16 protein-coding genes and 1 pseudogene are annotated in these 17,743 nt (G+C 67.0%); 14 read left to right on the top strand and 3 right to left on the bottom strand.

All coding sequences use genetic code 11. The features are described 5' to 3' along the window. Positions 1–64: 64 nt before the first annotated feature. Positions 65–826, bottom strand: a complete 762-nt coding sequence (locus THESUDRAFT_RS02665; RefSeq protein ID WP_006903173.1) for a DeoR/GlpR family DNA-binding transcription regulator — start codon at positions 824–826, stop codon at positions 65–67. 340 nt (positions 827–1,166) lie between these two features. Between THESUDRAFT_RS02665 and THESUDRAFT_RS02670 the strand changes: the two genes are divergently transcribed. From THESUDRAFT_RS02670 to THESUDRAFT_RS02725, 12 genes are all read left to right on the top strand, one after another. After that, positions 1,167–2,246, top strand: a complete 1,080-nt coding sequence (locus THESUDRAFT_RS02670) for a bifunctional phosphoglucose/phosphomannose isomerase (RefSeq protein WP_040826731.1) — start codon at positions 1,167–1,169, stop codon at positions 2,244–2,246. Further along, positions 2,243–3,205: an ROK family protein gene (locus THESUDRAFT_RS12655; RefSeq protein ID WP_006903175.1), complete on the top strand. Its 963-nt coding sequence runs from the start codon at positions 2,243–2,245 to the stop codon at positions 3,203–3,205. The genes THESUDRAFT_RS02670 and THESUDRAFT_RS12655 overlap by 4 nt, the downstream gene beginning before the upstream one ends. Positions 3,206–3,415: 210 nt before the next feature. After that, the gene (locus tag THESUDRAFT_RS02680; RefSeq protein WP_242823213.1) at positions 3,416–4,729 is read left to right on the top strand and encodes an ABC transporter substrate-binding protein; all 1,314 of its coding nucleotides are present in this window, start codon (positions 3,416–3,418) and stop codon (positions 4,727–4,729) included. A 107-nt stretch (positions 4,730–4,836) separates the two neighbouring features. Then, positions 4,837–5,769 carry a carbohydrate ABC transporter permease gene (locus THESUDRAFT_RS02685; protein WP_006903177.1) on the top strand — a complete coding sequence of 311 codons (933 nt, stop codon included), beginning with the start codon at positions 4,837–4,839 and terminating at the stop codon, positions 5,767–5,769. A 10-nt stretch (positions 5,770–5,779) separates the two neighbouring features. After that, positions 5,780–6,571 carry a carbohydrate ABC transporter permease gene (locus THESUDRAFT_RS02690; protein WP_006903178.1) on the top strand — a complete coding sequence of 264 codons (792 nt, stop codon included), beginning with the start codon at positions 5,780–5,782 and terminating at the stop codon, positions 6,569–6,571. 101 nt (positions 6,572–6,672) lie between these two features. Continuing rightward, positions 6,673–7,536 (top strand): class II fructose-bisphosphate aldolase, encoded by an 864-nt coding sequence (locus THESUDRAFT_RS02695; RefSeq protein ID WP_006903179.1) that lies wholly within the window; start codon positions 6,673–6,675, stop codon positions 7,534–7,536. Between the two features lie 66 nt (positions 7,537–7,602). After that, a complete protein-coding gene (locus THESUDRAFT_RS12075) occupies positions 7,603–8,808 on the top strand; it encodes a 1-phosphofructokinase family hexose kinase (RefSeq protein WP_242823214.1) in 1,206 nt (401 codons plus the stop codon). 182 nt (positions 8,809–8,990) lie between these two features. Further along, positions 8,991–10,211: an NRAMP family divalent metal transporter gene (locus THESUDRAFT_RS02705; protein ID WP_006903181.1), complete on the top strand. Its 1,221-nt coding sequence runs from the start codon at positions 8,991–8,993 to the stop codon at positions 10,209–10,211. Positions 10,212–10,688: 477 nt separating this feature from the next. Then, positions 10,689–11,450 (top strand): 5-oxoprolinase subunit PxpB, encoded by a 762-nt coding sequence (gene pxpB / locus THESUDRAFT_RS02710; RefSeq protein WP_242823215.1) that lies wholly within the window; start codon positions 10,689–10,691, stop codon positions 11,448–11,450. 168 nt (positions 11,451–11,618) lie between these two features. Continuing rightward, complete coding sequence (locus tag THESUDRAFT_RS02715; RefSeq protein WP_006903183.1) at positions 11,619–12,662, top strand: 5-oxoprolinase subunit C family protein; 1,044 nt, start codon at positions 11,619–11,621, stop codon at positions 12,660–12,662. Between the two features lie 133 nt (positions 12,663–12,795). Further along, positions 12,796–13,572: a LamB/YcsF family protein gene (locus THESUDRAFT_RS02720; protein WP_006903184.1), complete on the top strand. Its 777-nt coding sequence runs from the start codon at positions 12,796–12,798 to the stop codon at positions 13,570–13,572. A gap of 88 nt (positions 13,573–13,660) precedes the next feature. Continuing rightward, entirely contained in the window at positions 13,661–14,449 is a 789-nt protein-coding gene (locus THESUDRAFT_RS02725) for a putative hydro-lyase (RefSeq protein ID WP_006903185.1), read from the top strand. Positions 14,450–14,600: 151 nt separating this feature from the next. Here the strand turns inward: THESUDRAFT_RS02725 and THESUDRAFT_RS02730 are convergent, their stop codons facing one another. After that, positions 14,601–15,164, bottom strand: a complete 564-nt coding sequence (locus THESUDRAFT_RS02730) for a DJ-1/PfpI family protein (protein ID WP_006903186.1) — start codon at positions 15,162–15,164, stop codon at positions 14,601–14,603. 296 nt (positions 15,165–15,460) lie between these two features. Between THESUDRAFT_RS02730 and THESUDRAFT_RS15220 the strand changes: the two are divergent. Beyond that, a pseudogene (locus tag THESUDRAFT_RS15220) lies at positions 15,461–15,793 on the top strand (peptide-methionine (S)-S-oxide reductase); the annotation flags it as partial. A gap of 110 nt (positions 15,794–15,903) precedes the next feature. Further along, on the top strand, positions 15,904–16,125 hold the full coding sequence (locus tag THESUDRAFT_RS14885; protein WP_278199593.1) for a peptide-methionine (S)-S-oxide reductase: 222 nt from the start codon (positions 15,904–15,906) through the stop codon (positions 16,123–16,125). A 140-nt stretch (positions 16,126–16,265) separates the two neighbouring features. Here the strand turns inward: THESUDRAFT_RS14885 and THESUDRAFT_RS12080 are convergent, their stop codons facing one another. Next, a complete protein-coding gene (locus tag THESUDRAFT_RS12080; RefSeq protein ID WP_006903187.1) occupies positions 16,266–17,723 on the bottom strand; it encodes an NAD(P)/FAD-dependent oxidoreductase in 1,458 nt (485 codons plus the stop codon). Positions 17,724–17,743 lie beyond the last annotated feature (20 nt).

Below are 17,743 nucleotides of genomic sequence, written 5' to 3' on the forward strand. Positions count from 1 at the left end.
CGTCGGTTTCGTGGTGGAAGGGGGCATTGTGAACTTCCGACCGTGCCCGTCTCTGCCTGACACGTCACGTGAGTACCACTTCCTTACCTAATTGCCGAAGACAGGCGACGGCATCGGCGGGCGCGAGCTGGTCGGTGATGACGGTATGCACCTCCTCGATGCTGCTGATCCGGGAGAGAGAGACTCTGCCGAACTTGGTGTGGTCGGCGACGACGATCACCTTGCGCGCCCGGCGCAGCATGGTGCGGTTGACCACAGCCTCGTCCAGGTTCGGCGTGGTGATGCCATGCTCGACGCTGATGCCGTCCACTCCGAGAAACGCCTTGTCCACAAACAGATCGGCCAGGTTTTGCAGGGCCAGGGGCCCTACCAGGGCCAGCGAACGGTTTCTCAATTGCCCGCCCACGATCAGCATGCGAATGTCCGGATTGCCGGCCAGCGTGCGGATGACCGGGAGGGAATTGGTCACTACGGTGATTTCCCGGCGAGTGGTAAGCAGGCGCGCGATGGCCGCCGTCGTCGACCCAGCATTGAGGGCGATCACGTCGCCGTCGTTGATCATGCTGACGGCAGCGGCCGCAATCCTCTGCTTCTCTTCGGCCTGGCGCCCTTCCTTGGCCGTGAGTGCCGGTTCCTCCAGGAGATCACCGATGGCGATGGCTCCGCCTCGAGTCCTGGTCAGAAGGCCCTGTTCTTCCAGTTGTGCCAGGTACCTGCGCACGGTCACAGCTGACACACCGAGGGAGGCGCTGAGCTCCGCCACCGTGGCGAAGCGAACGCGTCGCACGTGCTCCAGGATCGCCTGGCTCTTGCTGCTGGTGGGCATGACGCTCCGATCCTCCTGGCGGTCTCGTCCTCGACTCTATCATGTTTCGTTACCAATCGGACCCCGCCGCATCGTCCAGTACAGCTGATGGCTACGCACTGGAGCGGAAGTGTCGCGAACTCGTAAAGAATCCGCTCCCAGTAGCCTTCGGTTTTGTTCAAGGTGTCCGCATATCCTGCTAACACATGAAAGGATATGATCGATTCCGAAAGGAATCGGCTCCCCTTACGTCGAATGCCATGCCAGCGTGCCGGGCAAGCCGGGCAAGACCGTCGCCCTGGCCTGGCAGTCCCCAGCCCAGGAGCTGCATCGGAACGAGGAGGTTGGCCTGGTGCCAGGGATGCCCGTGGACCTCGATGATCTCGACGCTCTCAGACGGCTGGATCGAGCAGGTGCCCTTTCCTTGGTGGATGACTATACGCGACAGTTCCGGGAGGCGTGGGGCCGAGTGGAGCAGGCGGACCTGGCAGGCATCCCTATGCCGGACCACGTACTCATTCTCGGTACCGGCGGCGGGTCCGCCACTGCGGCGACCCTGCTGCGAACCTATCTTTACGATCGCTCCGAGGTGCCTATCGAGATCTGCCAAGCCTACCAACCGCCTGCATACCTACGGCGCACCACCCTCGTTGTGGCCGTGAGCTACTCAGGCAATACCCAGGAGACGCTGCAGGCCTACGAACAGGCCGCCGCATCCGGTGTTTCGGCCGTCGTCATCACCGCCGGTGGCGAGCTGGCGGCGCGTGCGCGGAGCTATGGCCACCCGGTGATCCATGTGCCGGGGGGTACGCCGCCCCGCATGGCCATCGGTTACCTTTTTATGGCCCTTCTCGGGGTTTTTCATAAGTTGGGGTTGGCGGGCAACACAGGTGTCGAGCTTGCGGAGCAGCTGGGAGAGCTCTACGCGGTTCTCGCCGAAGGGGCTCGCCGGTGGGGGACGGCCATGCCGGTTACGGATAACGAGGCAAAGCAGCTCGCCCTCGCGTTGCGCGGTCACATTCCCGTCGTCTACGGCTTGAATCCGAATACAGGTGCTGTTGCGGAGCGGTGGAAGCGGCAATTCGGTGAGAACGCTAAGGTCATGGCTTTCGCCAACCTGCTTCCAGACGCCCATCACGACGAGGCCGTCGGGTGGGAGATGGAGCGGGAGTTGTTTGGTCGCTTCTTCTTCATTCTTTTGACCGATGACCAGGCGCCCCGAGTGTTGCAACAGCGTGTCGCCGCTACCGTCGAGGTGCTGCGGGAGCGCGCGGGAGGGGTTCGGGTCGTACAGGCCCGTGGCAGGGGACGGCTGGCCCGGTTGTTCTCTCTCGTCCACCTCGGGGACTACGTGAGCCTGTACCTCGCCCTCCTGCGCGGGATCGATCCCACGCCCGTTCCCATGATCGAGCACTTCAAGGCGGTGCTATCCCGATCATGACGAAAGGCGACGGTGTGCTTGCGGGTGTGGATGTGGGTGGCACCAACTTGCGCGTCGGCTTGGTGTCCACCGACGGCAGGGTACTATGGAGGGACGTTCTGCCCACACCGCGGCGTCGTGGGCCTGACACGATTGCCGATCTCATCGCCCGGCTCATTGAACGAGGTCTGGCGCGGGTTGGGGTCGAGCGGGAGCACCTTCTCGGCGTCGGGGCGGGCGTCACTGGTCCGGTGCGCAGGCGAGACGGGATGGCACGGCTTGCTCCAAACTTTGGCTGGCGTGACGTCCCCTTTGCCGACCTTTTGCAGGCCCGTTTACCGGAAGGAGTCCCGGTGTGGATCGACAATGACGTGCGCGTCGTCATGTATGGCGAGTGGCGATTCGGCGCTGGGCGCGACGCCACCGATCTCCTTTGTGTCACCCTGGGCACCGGCGTAGGCGCTGCCCTCATTCTGGACGGGAAGCCGTACTACGGTAACGACGATGCCGCTGGCGAGATCGGCCACCTCGTCCTTGACCCCGACGGCCCTCCATGCGGTTGCGGCAATCGCGGTTGCATCGAGCAGTATGCTTCCGCATCCGCCGTCGAACGTGCAGCAACACAGGCCGGCCTGTCACGGGAAGGTGGGGGGCCACCATCGGCAGCCGACGTAGCCGAGGCGGCCCGCGCCGGTGAACCTCGGGCCCGGGAGATCTTGGAGCAAGCGGCGCACGCCCTCGCTCAAGGACTCGCCGCTGCGGTGAACCTGGTGGCCCCGGAACGGGTTGTGATCGGTGGGGGATTGTCACGGGCGGGCGAGGCCTTTTGGGACCCCTTGCTGCGTGAAGTCTCCCAGCGCGTCATGCCCGTCCATCGCGTCAGGGTGCGGCTGGTACCAGCTGCGCTGGGCGACGATGCGGGAATCCTTGGCGCCGCATGGCTCGCGGGTTGGCAAGGTGGTTTTATCCGGGAACGATGAGGCGCGGTAGCGGCGATCAGCAAGGCTCAAGGCCGCGACGAGAGGGGAGGTGTCCGGCGGTGTCGTGCGGGCGTCTGCCGCGGCGGGTGCGGGCAAGGGACCCAGCATCCTGCCGGAGTCCGCAATGAGCGCGTACAGTGCTCGTCTTGGAGAAGTTTCCGGTAGTAGCCTGTGGGAAGCGACCAAGCCATGACGCGGGAGGGGAGCAAAGTGCGTCAGTGGCGCACGATGGTGGTAACACTCGTGGCCGCTCTCATACTGGCGGGCTGCGGCCAGCAGCCGGCACAGCCCGCGGCCGAAAGGCAGGCACAGCAAGGAAACCAGCAAGCTGGGACCACCAGTGAGCAAGCCGTTGAGATCTTCAGCTGGTGGACGGGAGCCGGCGAAGAAGCAGGCTTGCTGGCGTTGATCGACTTGTTCAAGAAGCAGAACCCCGGCATCGACGTCATCAACGCCGCCGTTGCGGGAGGGGCGGGCACCAATGCGAAGGCGGTCCTCGCAAGCCGGATGCAGGCGGGCAATCCGCCCGATACCTTCCAAGTTCACGCCGGGCGCGAGTTGCTGGACACATGGGTTGCCGCCGGCAAGATGGAACCACTGAACTTCCTGTATGACGAGGAAGGGTGGCGGGACAAGTTCCCGAAGGATCTCATCGATATGTTGAGCAAGGACGGCCAGATCTATTCCGTGCCCGTCAATATCCATCGTGGCAACGTTCTCTGGTACAACGCAAAGGTCTTCGATCAGCACGGCTTGAAACCGCCCAAGACGTTCGATGAGTTCTTCCAGGTGGCCGATGCGTTGAAGTCGAAGGGCGTCACGCCCCTCGCCCTCGGCGACAAGGAGCCGTGGACACTGTTGCATCTCTGGGAGGACATCCTACTGGGTGTTGCCGGCCCGGAGGGCTACAAGGCGCTGTTCACGGGGTCAAAGCCGTGGAACGGTCCTGAAGTTCGGCAGTCCCTGGAGATCCTGGGCCGCATGCTGCAGTACGTCAACGTGGATCACGCCGCCAGGAACTGGCAGGACGCCGCGAAATTGGTGGCGGATGGCCAGGCAGCGATGAACGTGATGGGGGACTGGGTCAAGGGGTATTACACCGTCGACCTCAAGTTGAAGCCTGAAGAAGACTTCGGATGGGCCCCCACACCCAATACGGAAGGCAGCTTTATGGTGGTCTCCGACACCTTCGGCTTGCCGGTTGGTATCAAACACCGCGACGCGACCATTAAGTGGTTGAAGCTTCTGGGTTCCGTGGAAGGGCAAGACACCTTTAACCCGCTGAAAGGGTCGATTCCTGCTCGTCTCGACGCGGACCCCAGCAAGTATGACGCTTATGGGAAGTCAACCATGGAGGACTTCAAGACCAACGAGCTAGTTCCCAGCCTGGCTCATGGCAGCGCCGCACCTCCTGCTTTCGTGGAGCAGGCGACTCAGGTGATCCGTGTCTTCGCAACGACAGGAGACGTCGATACCGCCTTGCAGGGGCTCGCATCCGCGGCCAAGCAGTACCTGGATCAGTAACGTGCCTGGGTAGGTTCAGTAGGGCCGATGTCGGCACAGTCCGATGCGGGGGTGGGGCCGGGGCGTGATCTTGCCCCGGCCCCGGGCCCCGTTGGGGGTCGATCGTCTTGAAGTCCAGCCTTCATGCTGATCGGGTTTTGCCTATTGTGTTACTCTTGCCGTCTCTTCTCGCGGTTGGCGTTTTCGTCTACGGCTTCATCGGCTGGACGGGCTACGTATCCCTATCACGCTGGAATACTTTCGTCCGTGACCTGTCCTTTATAGGCCTGGAGAATTACAGGGCGCTCTTCGAGGACTTCCGATTCCGGGCTGATATTCGCAATACCATTGTGTTCACGGTCATTTTCACCGCTGCTTGCCTGGTGGTCGGTTTGGTCCTCGCTCTCTTGTTAGACCAGCGCCCGCGCGGTGAGGCCTTCTTCCGAAACCTGTTTCTATTCCCTATGTCACTGTCCTTTGTGGTCACCGGGGTTGTGTGGCAATGGTTGCTAAACCCGACTACTGGTATAAACCTCTTGATCAAAAAGATAGGTATCTCGGCGGTTCCGCTGTGGTATGTAGATACTCGCGTGCTGCCAGGTTTATGGTCTTGGGGGCAAGTGCCGTTGGGCGTACCTCTCGCCATGATTGCCGTCGTCCTGGCGGCCGTCTGGCAGATGTCCGGGTTTGCCATGGCCATCTTCCTTGCCGCCCTCCAGGGTATCCCCGATGAAGTCCGTGAGGCGGGCCAGATCGATGGGGCTACCGGGTGGCGACTTTACCGGCACATCGTCCTACCGTTGCTGTGGCCGGCAGCCGTCACCGTGACCATCGTTCTCGGTCACGTGTCCTTGAAGGTGTTCGACTTGATCTACGCGATGACGGGGTCCGGCGCCGCCTATGTCACGGACATGCCAAGCGTATACATGTTCGAAACGACATTCCGCGGCAACCGGTTTGCTCAAGGCGCGGCGATTTCCATGATCATGCTCCTACTGACGATGGCGATCTTCATCCCGTACCTGATATGGCGGGAGCGGCGGGGTGAAATGAGTGGCTAGGCGCGTATTGATGTACATTGGCCTGGTCTTGTTTTCCTTGGTTACCCTAACTCCCGTGTGCGTTATGATCTTGACCTCGCTGAAGACGGCGGCGGAAGCATCGCTCGACCAGATGTGGAATCTACCGCATAATCCGAATTTGGACAGCTTTCGTATAGCGTATGCAAAGCTTGGCCCTCACTTCCTTAATACCTTCAAAGTGGTTGTGCCGGCAACCGTGGTCTCGGTCCTGATAGGGTCGATCAACGGATACGTCTTGGCGAGGTGGAGGTTTCGTGGTGCACAGGCGTTGTTTACCATCTTGCTTGTCGGAATGTTTATCCCATACCAAAGTGTTCTTATTCCGCTAATTACGACACTTCAGGCGATGGGCTTGTACAACACACTGACCGGTCTGGTCATCGTACATGTCGTCTACGGTATACCGATAACGACCCTTATATTTCGAAATTTTTATGCTAGCATACCCAACGAGATTACGGAGGCTGCCTTGCTGGACGGTGCAGGTGTGTTGCGGCAATACCGGCACATCATCGTGCCCTTGTCAGCACCGGCTGCGGTGGTGGTTGCGATTTGGCAGTTTACATCCGCGTGGAACGATTTTCTATTTGCAGTGGCTATCACGGGGCCGGACCGGCAGCCCGTGATGGTCGCGTTACAGAACCTCTCCGGAAGTCAGATCGTCCAGTGGAATGTTCAGATGGCGGCTGCATTTCTTGCCGCCCTACCCACCTTGCTCGTGTACGTTCTTCTGGGTCGGTACTTCGTAAGGGGTTTGCTGGCGGGAGCCCTCAAAGGATGAGATGGAGGCGACCCTGGTACTTGAGACATGGGCGGCCCTCTTGTGGGCGTGTCGTTCGGGTCTGAGCGTCGGCAGACGCGATCCGGAGGGTGGGGAGTCTCATGCCCCTGGTGGATGCGCGCGAGGTCTTGCGGCGGGCAGCGGCGGAGGGATACGCCGTGCCCGGCCTGAACTTCCACAGTCTCGATATGGTCCCGGCCTTGCTGGAGGTGGCGGAGGCCGAGCGGTCACCCCTGATCCTCCAGGCCTCGGCGGGGACGATCGCCTTCCTCGGCTTCGACGCCATCGAGGCGGTCGTGCGGGCATCGGCCCGCCGGTGCCGGGTGCCTGTGGTCCTGCACCTCGACCACGCACGCGATTACAAGCTCGTGCTCGGGGCATTGCGTCACGGGTTCACCTCCGTGATGGCGGACGGTTCTTCGCTCCCCTTCGAGGACAACGTGTCCTTTACGGCCAAGGTGGCCGAGGCCGCCCACGCTGCCGGGGTGGCGGTCGAAGGGGAATTGGGATACGTGCCGCGGGCGGGGGATCCGGCAAACACAGGTGTGGCCGGTGCGCCGGAGGGGTATGAGTTCACTCTTCCCGAGCAGGCGGAGGAGTTCGTGGCGCGCACTGGCGTGGACAGCCTGGCGGTCGCGGTCGGCACCGTGCACGGGGTCTACCGGGAGGCACCGCGACTCGATCTCGAGCGGTTGGCGGCCATTCGCGCCCGGGTGCCGGTACCCCTGGTCTTGCACGGGGGCTCGGGTCTGACGGCCGAGATGTTGCAAGCCGCCATCGCGTGGGGGGTGGCCAAGGTCAACTTCGCGACCGAGCTCAAGCACGCATGGGCTGGCGCACTGCGGGCCGCTCTGTCGGGCAACCATGAGACGGATCCGCGCAGGCTGCTCGCGCCGGCGCTCAAGGCGCTGCAGGACGAGGCAGCGCGGAAGATTCGCCTCTGCGGGTCCCAGGGGCGGGCGTGAACGAATGCCACCGGGAGGCAGGTGCGAGTCGTGCCGGTGAACCGGTGCGCAGGGGGCGGGGGGCGAGTGCTGGCGATCTGCCTGAACCCCGCCCTCGACATCACCTACGAGGTCGATCTCCTCCGCCGCGGCACCACGCATCGCGTGCGCCGGGTGCACATGCGGGCCGGCGGCAAGGCGGTCAATGTCGCCCGGGTCTTACAGGGGCTGGGCGCGCCCGTGGCGGTGGCCGGTTTTGCCGCGGGCGCCACGGGCCAACGTCTGGCCGAAGAGCTTGCGCAAGCGGGGTTGGAAACCCGCTGGGTCTGGGTGGAAGGGGAGACCCGGCGCTGCCTCGCCGTCTTCGAGCAGGATGTCGCCCAGTCGACCGAGTTCAACGAGCCCGGGCCCGAGATCTCCCCGGGAGCATGGGAGGAATTCGTGCGCTCGTTTGCGGAGTGGGTGCGGCGGGACGAGTTCGCGGCCGTCGTCTTGTCGGGAAGCCTTCCGCCGGGTTTGCCTGGAGACGCCTACGCATGCCTGATCCGTCTGGCCCGTTCGGCCGGCCTGCGCACCGTCCTGGATACCAGTGGCGAGGCCTTGCGGCACGGGCTCGTTGCGGCTCCCGACATGATCAAGCCCAACCTGCGTGAACTGGAAGAGCTCATGGCGGGTGAACTTGGTAAAGGTGAAGCACTCATGGCCCGGACCGGCAGGGGCGCCGTCGTCCCCGGCAGATGGCGGCGCCGTGCCGCCAGTTCCGAACCGCGGGTACAGCCCGAGGGTAGGCCGCCGTTACCGCCCGAGCCTAGGCCCCTGAACGGCGAGGGAACACCCGCTGCGCCCCCCAGCGCCCCGCCGGCCCCTTGCGACCGCGCCGCCGACCAACCCTTACCCTCCGTGGAGGAGATCCTGGGAGACGCCGGTGGGGTCGGCGGAGCATCGCCCCGGCTGCAAGAGGTCAGGAGAGCCGCGGAGGCCCTGCAGCGTGCGGGGCCGGCCGCGGCGGTGATCTCCATGGGGGCCGGCGGCGTGGTGGCCGCGACGCCCGCTGGGACATGGTGGGCGCAGGGACCGGTGGTGCGCGGGAACCCGGTGGGCGCTGGGGACGCGCTGGTGGCTGGGCTCGTGGACGGCGCGCTCCGTGGCTGGGCGTGGCCGGAATGCCTCGCCCATGCCGTGGCCGTCGCAGCGGCCACCGTGACGTCGCCGGTGGCCGGCCGGTTCGAGGCCGATGCCTACGCCTCCCTGCGCCCGCAGGTTCGGGTGGTGGCCCTTTCGCCGAGAGCGTAGCACCCTCCCGCTGATCTTCCGGGTGAGGTGCCGCACCCTCAGGCAAGGGCCGATTGGCGAACAATGAAAGAGGCCCTTGCCGGTGGGGGGTCGCAACGACTCGCCGCGATCCAGGAGTGAACGCCTACGACCGTGGACAGAAGTGCAAGTCACGACCAGGAAGAGGACGAGGAGGAACACCCATGCCCGCACCCGCCCCTCCAAATCAGCCATCCCCACCCCGCACCGCGGCCGGGGTCTTCCTCGGGGCCGCGTTCCTCATGGCGACCTCCGCCATCGGTCCCGGGTTCCTCACCCAGACCGCGGTCTTCACCGAGCAGTTCAGGGCCAACTTCGCCTTCGTGATCCTCGCGTCGGTGATCCTCGACATCGGCGCCCAGCTCAACGTGTGGCGCATCATCACGGTGTCGGGGTTGCGCGGGCAGGACCTGGCGAACAAGGTGCTGCCGGGGCTGGGCTACTTCATCGCGCTCATCGTGGCCCTCGGTGGGCTGGCCTTCAATGTGGGCAACGTCGGCGGCGCGGCGCTGGGGCTCAACGTCCTCTTTGGCCTCGACGTGAAGTGGGGAGCCATCGCCTCGGCGCTCATCGCCTTCTACGTCTTCCTGTCCAAGGAGATGGGCCGGGCGATGGACAACTTCGCCAAGATCCTCGGGGTCGTCATGCTGGTTCTGACCCTCTATGTAGCCGTCGTCACCAAGCCGCCGCTGGGCGAAGCGCTCCTGCGCGCGGTCGCACCTACGCACGTTCCGTTCCTCCCCATCCTCACGCTCTTGGGGGGGACGGTGGGCGGGTACATCACCTTCGCCGGAGCGCACCGGATGCTGGATGCGGGCATCCGCGGTCCTGAGCACCTGCAGGAGGTCACGCGGAGTTCGGTCACGGGGATCTTGACGGCCTCCCTCATGCGCGTGCTCCTCTTCCTCGCCGTGTTCGGTGTCGTTGCGGCCGGGGCCAGGCTCGACCCCCAGAATCCGCCGGCTTCCGCGTTCCAGATCGGCGCCGGCATGCTGGGTTACAAGATCTTTGGTGTGGTCCTCTGGGCCGCGGCCGTCACCTCCGTGGTCGGGGCGTCGTATACGTCGGTCTCGTTCTTGCGGACGCTGCACCCGTCCATCGAGAGGCACCACGCCAAGTGGATCATCGGCTTCATCGCCGCGTCGACGCTGCTCTTCGTCACCGTGGAGAGGCCGGTGGCGCTGCTCATCCTGGCCGGATCCCTCAACGGCCTGATCCTCCCGATCACCCTGGGCACCGTGCTCCTGGCGTGCCGCCGCAGGGACATCGCGGGCGACTACCGGCATCCGGCCTGGATGACCGCCTTCGGGATCATCGTGGTGGCGTTGGCGGTGTACGCGGGCATCCAGTCCCTCCAGGGCATGGCTGCCCTCTGGCGGCGGTGACGCTTGCCCAGTTGGTAGGGTGACACTCGAGCTCCTTGGGCGACGCAGGGACGGTACGGATGCGTGAGGGCTGCCCACTTGGTGACGTGACACCCCGGTCGTCGTGGCCGCACTTGCGGGATCCGCCGCCGGTGGGATCATGGTAGTAGCCGATGTTCGCAGGCTCCCCGTCATCGCCTGTGGGCCGCGACCAGCGCCCTTCCGCTTCGGTATTGGGTGGGCGACGGCATCAGCCTCCCAGCCTCCGGCGGGGTGGGATGGTTGCAGTTCCGATCGCGGCGGGCGGTGACGGCCGCCATGCCAGCATGGTCGAACCAGAACCATGGAACCGATGGGGGAGCGTCCATGGACCAGCCAGCCGGGTTCCAGGCACCCCGGTTCGACCCGAACCCGTCCAGCCAGCCTGACCGAGCCGGCGGGTCGGGGGATTCCGTTCGCCAGTCCGGACCATCCGGTCGCCGAGAAGTCGAGCCCGCCGTGCACCAACACGAAGTCGAGGGATTCGACCGCCCCGTCCGCTTCCTGCCCGCCGGGGACCGGGCGCTCGTGGTCGAATTCGGCAACGAGATCTCGCCCGCCATCCACGCCCGTGTGCGAGCGTTGACGCAAGCCTTGCAGGTTCGTCCGATCCCGGGGGTCATGGAGGTGGTTCCGACCTACCGCTCGGTCCTGGTGTACTTCGATCCGATGCAGGTGGCGCCCGCGGCGCTGGAGCAGGGGCTGCTGGATCTCGTCCGCAACCGGGAGGCGTTGCAGCTCCCAGCGCCCACCGTGACCGTGATCCCCGTCTGCTACGGGGGCGAATTCGGCCCCGACCTTCCCTTCGTCTGCGAGCACACGGGGCTTTCCGCGGACGAGGTGATCCGCATCCACACCGGCCGGGACTACCTGATCTACATGTTGGGCTTCACGCCGGGCTTCCCCTATTTGGGCGGGATGGACGAGCGGATCGCCGCGCCGCGCCTGGAATCGCCGCGCACGAAGATCCCTGCGGGGTCCGTGGGCATCGCCGGCAAGCAGACCGGGGTCTACCCCGTCGAGAGCCCAGGCGGCTGGCGGATCATCGGGCAGACGCCGATCAAGCTCTACGACCCCTACCGGCAACCGCCGGTGCTCCTGGCCCCGGGCAACTACGTCCGCTTCAAAGCGGTGACACGGGAGGAGTACGAGGCCATTGCCGCCCAGGTGGCGACCGGCACCTATCGCGTGGAGGTCATGCCCAGGGTTGCCGAACATTGAGCCCCGACCCATCGGCGAGTCCCGTCCCATCGCCGTGTCCCGGCCCATCGGAGGCGGCACAGCGTGGAGGCCCGGCGGCGGTCAGGGCGGTTGGGCGGCGGGAGGGTCGAGAAAGTTGGGCGGCGGCAGGGGCGAGAAACCGGACCCGGGTGGAGGTGGGCATCGCGGATGGCGGAGGTCTTCGAGGTCGTCGCACCGGGACTGCTCACCACGGTGCAGGACCGGGGCCGGCACGGCTACCAGGCCTTCGGCGTGCCCGTGGCGGGGGCGGTGGACGAGTACGCCCTCCGCGTCGCCAACCTCCTGGTCGGCAACGACGAGAACGCGGCGGGCCTCGAGATCACCCTGCTCGGCCCGACCCTCCGGGTGCTGGCCCCGACGGTCATCGCCGTCACGGGCGCCGACCTGGGGGCGACGCGGAACGGCCAGCCGCTCCCGCTCTGGGAGGCGGTGGCGGTGGAACCGGGCGACGAGATCCGCTTCCGCGGCGTGAAGCAGGGGTGCCGGGCCTACCTGGCCGTGGCGGGCGGCATCGACGTGCCGCCGGTCATGGGGAGCCGCTCGACCTATCTGCGGGGCGGGATCGGCGGGATCGGCGGTCGAGCCCTCAAGGCCGGGGATGTCCTCAAGGCGGGGGGCCTCTTCCGTGCGGACGAACCGGCGACGACCCGCCGGCCACGGGCGGCCGTCCGTGGCCGGTCGGGGGACGCCGGTGGTTCGGATGCGTCGCCGGGGGAGGTCGCCCGCCAGATCGCCGGCCGGCGCGTCCCGGACGAGTTCGTCCCCCGTTATGGAAGCCCCATCACCCTGCGGGTGGTGCTCGGGCCGCAAGACGACCACTTCACGCCGGCCGGGGTCGCGACGTTCTTGAGCGCCGAGTACGTGGTCACGGTGGAGGCGGACCGCATGGGCTGTCGCCTCGACGGGCCGACGATCGAACATGCCGGGCCGGCGGACATCATCTCCGACGGGATTCCGCTCGGCGCGGTGCAGGTGCCGGGACACGGGCGGCCCATCGTGATGCTGGCCGACCGCCAGACGACGGGTGGCTACCCGAAGATCGCCACGGTGATCAGCGTCGACATCCCGCGCATCGCCCAGGCCAAGCCGGGGGACAGGGTACGGTTCGCGGCGGTGAGCCGCGACGAGGCGGTCCGGCTCTACCGGGAGCGGGAGGAGGGGCTGCGGCGCCTGGCGCAGCGCCTCGCGTGAGGTGGCCGCGTTCTTGAGTGGCCGTGTCAGCGCCGGTTGCGCCTTCAGCGGCCCTTGCTTCTGATTCGTTCGTCTCCGACTTCGCCAGGGCACGTTTTCCGGGGCCACGGCTTACCGAGGGGGAGGGACGGACATGGTACCGCGGGTCGACCTCAATGCGGACCTTGGCGAGAGCTTCGGCGTCTACCGGCTGGGGTTGGATGCCGAGGTCTTGCGCCACGTCACCTCGGCCAACATCGCCTGCGGGTTTCACGCCGGCGACCCCATGGTGATGGCCCGGACCGTCGCGATGGCGGCGGAGAACGGCGTGGGCATCGGGGCGCATCCGGGGCATCCCGACCTGCAGGGGTTCGGTCGCCGCAGCATGGAGCTCACGCCGGAAGAGGTGAAGAACCTCGTCATCTACCAGGTCGGGGCGCTCACCGCCTTCGCCCGCGCCGCGGGTCGCCCGCTGCAACACGTCAAGGCCCACGGTGCGCTGTACAACATGGCGGCGAGGGACCTCCGGCTCGCCCGGGCCATCGCCGAGGGCGTCAAGGCCGCGGCACCGGACTCCATCTTGCTCGCCCTGGCCGGTTCGGCCATGGTCAGGGCGGCCGAGGAGGTCGGGTTGAAGGTGGCCCAGGAGGTCTTCGCTGACCGTGCCTACAATGCCGATGGCACGCTGGTTCCCCGTTCGCGACCGGATGCGATGATCCACGATCCGGAGATCGCCATCCCCCGCGCCGTGCGGATGGTGACCGAGGGCAAGGTCACGGCGATCACGGGGGAGGAGGTCCCCATCCGGGCGGACAGCATCTGCGTACACGGAGACAACCCCGAGGCGATCGCCTTCGTCGCCCGGATCCGGCGGGCGCTCGAAGAGGCGGGCGTGGAGGTCGTGCCGCTGGCGCAGGTGGTCGGCGGGTGAAGGCGGATCGACATACCAGCATGACGGTGGTGGCCACGGGTGAGGCACGAGCGCAGGGTGTCCTGGCCGAGGAGGGGGCGGATCAGGAGTGGACGTTCGCCATCTGTCCCTGCCCGAACTGCGAGAGGTCATCCGCCGCGGGCAGTACACGGGGCCGACCCCGGGCCTGGCGCCCGGCTACGCGCAGGCCAACGTGGTGATCCTACCCCAGAAATACGCCTTCGACTTTCTGCTCTTTTGCTTTCGCAATCCCAAACCGTGTCCGCTGCTCGACGTGACAGACGTCGGCTCACCGGTTCCGCGCATGGTGGCACCGGAGGCCGACCTGCGAACCGACGTTCCCCGCTATCGCATCTGGGAGAACGGGGTATTGAAGGCCGAGGTGACGGACATCCGCGACTACTGGCGGGACGATCTCGTCGGATTCCTTCTCGGTTGCAGCTTCACGTTCGAGGCGGCTCTGCTCGAAGCCGGCATCCCCGTCCGTCACATCGAAGAAGGATGCAATGTCCCCATGTTCGTCACGAACCGTCCGTGTACGCCGGCAGGTGTCTTTCACGGGCCGATGGTGGTGAGCATGCGCCCCATCCCCCAGGAGCAGGTGGTGCGGGCGGTGCAGGTGACGTCACGTTTCCCGGCAGTCCACGGGGCACCGGTTCACATCGGGGACCCAGAGGCGCTGGGGATCCGTGACCTGGCGAAGCCCGACTTCGGGGACCCGGTGACGATCAGGCCGGGGGAGGTCCCCGTCTTCTGGGCATGCGGGGTCACCCCCCAGGCCGTGGCGATGAGCGCCAAGCCGGAGTTCATGATCACCCATGCGCCAGGACACATGTTCATCACGGATCCCAAGGACGAGGAGCTGGCCGTGCTCTAGGGGTCGACGGCGACCGCAGCCTTGAGCCGAGCACAGGAGGCCCCACCCGGCTCGGGTGGGGCCTCCCATGCGCTGCATCGACCGACCGCGTACCCGCTCCGCAGGCGACGTGCTGCTCGCGGCTCCCCCTCGCGCCTCAGCGCGATCTGCCTCACCGCTTCAGGTACTCGTCGAGCCGCCGCAGGAACTCGCGCATGAAGCCCGGAAGATCCGGCCAGGCGTGGGCGGAAACCAGGTTCCCGTCGACGTGGAGCGGCTCGGTCACATAGGTGGCGCCCAGCGACTCGACGTCCGGCCGGCAGGCCGTGTAGGCCGTGAGCTGCCGCCCCTTGAGGTGGTCCCGCACCCGCGAGAAGATCAGCGCCGCGTGGCAGATGGCGCCCACGGGCTTGTTGGCCTCGAAGAAGTGGCCGACGATGCGCGGGATGTGCTCGTTGAGCCGGATGTACTCCGGCGCCCGGCCGCCGGGCAGGATCAAGCCGTCGTACTCCTCCGGCTTGACGTCGGCGAAGGCCAGGTCCGCCTCGAGCTTGTAGCCCTGCTTCTCGGTGAAGGTCTCCCAACCTGGCTCGAAGTCGTGGACGACGGTCCGCAGCGTCTTCTTAGTGGGGGCTGCCACCTGGACCTCGTGGCCGGCTTCCTTCAACCGGTACAGCGGATAGTACACTTCCAGGGCTTCGACGGCATCGCCGGTGAGGATCAACACCTTGGCCACGATGGATCCCCCTTTCTCGATCGTCTCCGACCGCGTCGCCCCGGTCGCGTCGCGGCGGGGCCGGACGGCGCACCCAGGCCGCGACGCCGGGGCCCAGCCCCAACTCTAGCCCAGACCACCACCCGGCCGACCACCCGCCGTCCGTCCCGCACGAGGTCGACCGGTTGCGCCCCGCAACGAAGCGTGGTGGAACAAGCAAGATAGAACGAGGGCCGGCGCCTCCTGCCGCGAAACGTTCTTCCGGACGGAATTCGGCCAGCCATACGCCGAAGAGGGGGCTTGGAGGGATGGAGGCGATGGACGGGCAACGCTCCGATCGTCGACGGCCGACCGCAGAACCCGGTGAACCCGCGAAGACCGTGCCGCCAGACGACGTCACGGCGGAATCGAGAACTACAAGATCCACGGACCCGGCGCCCAGCGGGCGCCGCTGGGAGACCGCCACGCTGGGAGGCGGCTGCTTCTGGTGCCTCGAGCCCATCTTCGCGGAGCTCGAGGGGGTCGTCCGGGTCGAACCCGGCTACGCCGGCGGCCACGTGCCGAACCCCACGTACGAGCAGGTCTGCACGGGTGCGACGGGCCATGCCGAGGTCGTCCAGATCACCTTCGATCCGGAGGTGATCAGCTACCGCGATCTGCTCTTCGCGATCCACGACCCGACCACGCCCAACCGCCAGGGGCATGACGTCTGCCCCAGTACCGGTCCATCATCCTGTACCACTCGCCGGAGTAGAAGGCGGTGGCGGAGGCGACGATCCGCGAACTCGAGGCCAGCGGTCGCTGGAAGGATCCCATCGTCACGGAGGTCGTGCCGTTCACGGCGTTCTACCCGGCCGAGGAGTATCACCGCCGGTTCTATTGGAAGAACCCGGATTACCCGTACTGCCGGGTGGTCATCGACCCCAAGGTGCGCAAGTTCCGCCAGCGGTTCGCCGGACGGTTGAAGCCGGTGACCTCGTGATCCCACCACGTCCGCGACGGGCTGAGCGGCGGCGGCACGATGGAATGTATGACGCGGTTCTTCTGAGCGAGCCGGTTCGTCTAACGCGGTCCGGGCATCAGCCGGGGGGCGACCGGCCGCCGGACGCCAGGGGGCCCCTGTCAAGATGCCGTGGGAGGCGCCTGGGCGAACCGCTCGGGTCGCAACGCCTCCAGCCAGTGGGCCGGGATGACGGCCTCCCCGCTCCCGGGGAGCGCGGAACGGCCGGAGGCCTTGCCGGCGCAGAGCACCGCGACGATCCGGGCCGTCAGGGGCGCCAGCAGGATCCCGTTGCGGTAGTGACCCGCCGCGACCAGGGCGTTGACGAACCCCGGCGCCCGGCCGATGATCGGCCGCTTGTCCGGCGTCCCCGGCCGCAGCCCCGCCCGGGCCTCCAGCCACCGGGCCCCGGCCAGCTCCGGCAGGAGGCGTTGCGCCGCCGTCGCAAGCCGGCCGACGGCCCCCAGGGTGATGCCCGTGTCATAGCCCGCTTCCGGTTCCTCCGTGGCGCCGATCAACAGACGCCCGTCGCGTCGGGGCACGAGGTATACGCTCCCACCGAACACCGGCACCTGCCCGCGGACGAACGCAGCCACAGGTGCCGGCGGCTCCACCGCCAGGATCTGCCCCTTGACCGGCACCACCGGCAGGGAAAAGCCGGCCTGGGCAGCCAGGGTGGCGTTGTAGACCCCACCCGCCAGGACGAACCAGCTGGCGCGGATCTCGCCGGCCGTGGTCAGGGCGGCCACCAGGCGGCGGCCGCCCGGGGCCGGTTCGTCCCGCCAGCCGTGGACGCGGGTGCCGGGGAGCAGGGTCACGCCCGAGGCGGCCAAGGCGGCTGCGAGGGCGCGGACGGTCGCCACCGGGTCCACGTGGCCCCCTTCGGGGAAGAACAGGGCGCCGCAGGCCCCGGGGAAGACGGCCAGGTGGGCCGGGAGGTCCTCGCGGGCAAGCCACACCGGATCGCGAAAGCCCCCATCCGACAGTTCGACGCCGCAGCCGGCGTCCGAGAGCTCGACGCCGCTCCCCGCACGATGCGGTGCGGGGTCGGCGGGGGCCAGCCCCGTCTGCTCGGCGCGGCGGATCGCGGGACCTGAAGCCCCCGTCCCCGGAGCCCCTGCACCGGGTCCCGGGGTTCCGGCTCCCTGCGAGGAGGGGTCCGGTCGGTCCGGCGGTGGAACCGCCCGTTCCGAGGCCCGGGCCGCCAGTTCGTCCGCCTCCCCGGGGTCCGTGGCCAGGACGGCGATCCCGCGTCCCACGTAGCCGGTCGTCAGGCCGGAGACGCGCTCCACCGCCTTGGCGAAGGACGGCCACAGCCGGTGGCTGTGCAGACCGAGTTCCCGCAGCAGCGGGTCGGCGTGGGCCTCGTGCCCGGGCGCCAGCATCCCTGCAGCGACGGTCGAGGCGCCGCTGCCAGGGCGATCGGCCTCGACGACGACCACCCGCGCGCCGTGCCTGGCCAGCTCGAAGGCCGCGGCCAGGCCGACGACCCCGGCGCCGGCGATCGCCACGTCATACGGGCCAGACCCGCCGTGGTCGGTGATGGGCGATGGGGTGGGCGATGCAGTCCCGCTGGGCATGGGTGATCGCTCCTCGGCGC

Origin of the sequence: Thermaerobacter subterraneus DSM 13965 (assembly GCF_000183545.2) — a bacterium.
GTDB lineage: Bacteria > Bacillota > Sulfobacillia > Thermaerobacterales > Thermaerobacteraceae > Thermaerobacter > Thermaerobacter subterraneus.